This is a genomic window from Microbacterium sp. KNMS (assembly GCF_053851835.1).
The window spans coordinates 1-1,352 of the sequence record NZ_JBSQBP010000053.1 but is presented as its reverse complement, the minus strand read 5'-3'; the positions used below and the strand labels follow the sequence as shown (position 1 = coordinate 1,352).

1 protein-coding gene is annotated in these 1,352 nt (G+C 67.7%); it reads left to right on the top strand.

Annotated elements, in window-relative coordinates:
- Nucleotides 1–56 precede the first annotated feature (56 nt).
- Nucleotides 57–1,330, top strand: a protein-coding gene (locus ACWXWW_RS17795; protein WP_455971312.1) for an IS3 family transposase whose coding sequence is annotated in 2 segments (ribosomal slippage) — nucleotides 57–327 and nucleotides 327–1,330 — 1,275 coding nt in all. Because the reading frame shifts where the segments join, the coding sequence is not laid out codon by codon here.
- The last annotated feature ends 22 nt before the right edge of the window (nucleotides 1,331–1,352 follow it).

Sequence of the window (1,352 nt, the reverse complement as noted above, 5' to 3'; positions counted from 1 at the left end):
GAACCGTCCCCGGTTTGATGCCGCTTCCTTTCGAGTCTGGAAGGAAGATGATGATCATGCCGAAGAGGATTCCGGAGGAGACGAAGCAGCGCGCTATCCGGCTCGTGCTCGATCACCTCGATGAGTACCCGAACCTCACGACCGCGTGTGAGACGGTGTCGAAGCGGCTCGGTTTCGGCGCTGAGAGCTTGCGCCGGTGGGTGCGGCAGGCGCAGGTCGACGCCGGCGACCGGCAGGGGGTCAGCACGACCGAGTCGGAGCGGATCCGCAAGCTCGAGCGCGAGAACCGCGAGCTGCGTGAGGCCAACGCGATCCTGCGGGACGCGGCGGTTTTCTTCGCCGGGGAGCTCGACCCCCGAAAGCGCTGATCGTCTCGTTCATCGACGAGCAGCGCGCCAAGGGCCGCGCGGTCGAGTCGATCTGCGATGTCCTGCGGGAGCAGGGCGTGCAGGTCGCCGCGCGAACCTATCGGTCCTGGAAGACTGCCCAGCCCAGCAACCGCGATCTGGAGGACGCGGCGGTGATCGACGCGATCCTCGCCGCTCGCGTCGACGAGAACGGGAAGGCGACGCCGGAGTCGATGTATGGCCGGCGGAAGATGACCGCGCTCCTGCGGCGACGCGGTCTGGCCGTGTCGAAGCGGCGCGTGGACCGGCTGATGCGGCAACTCGGCATAGGCGGGCTCGTGCGAGGCAAGCGCGTGCGGACGACGATCCCAGATCGGAACGCGCAGCGTGCGCCGGACCTGCTGGAGCGGGACTTCTCCGCCGAGGCACCCAATCGGCGTTGGGTCGCGGACTTCACGTATGTGCGCACCTGGGCCGGGTTCGTCTACGTGGCCTTCGTGATCGACTGCTTCTCCCGGACGATCGTGGGCTGGTATGCCAGCACGAGCAAGACGACCCCGCTGGTGACCACCGCGCTGCGGATGGGTCTCTGGCGGCGCGACCGTGCCGGTCACCCCGCCGGTGACGGGCTCGTGCACCACTCCGACGCCGGCAGCCAGTTCACCTCGATCAGCTTCGCCGAGACCCTCGCCCTCGAGGGCATAGCCGCGTCCATCGGGTCGATCGGCGACGCCTACGACAACGCCCTCGCCGAGTCGACGATCGGGCTGTTCAAGAACGAAGCCATCCGCGACGACTCCCCATTCCGCAACGGGCCGCTGCGGACCGTCGACGACGTGGAATGGGTCACCGCCGAATGGGTCGACTGGTACAACCATCGACGCCTGCACTCCACGCTCGGCGATGTCCCTCCCGAGGAGTTCGAAGCCGTCTACTACGCTGACCTCGAAACGCCATCCCACCCGGTGCTGGCACCCGCATAGGAGCGGCAGAGAACCGGGGACG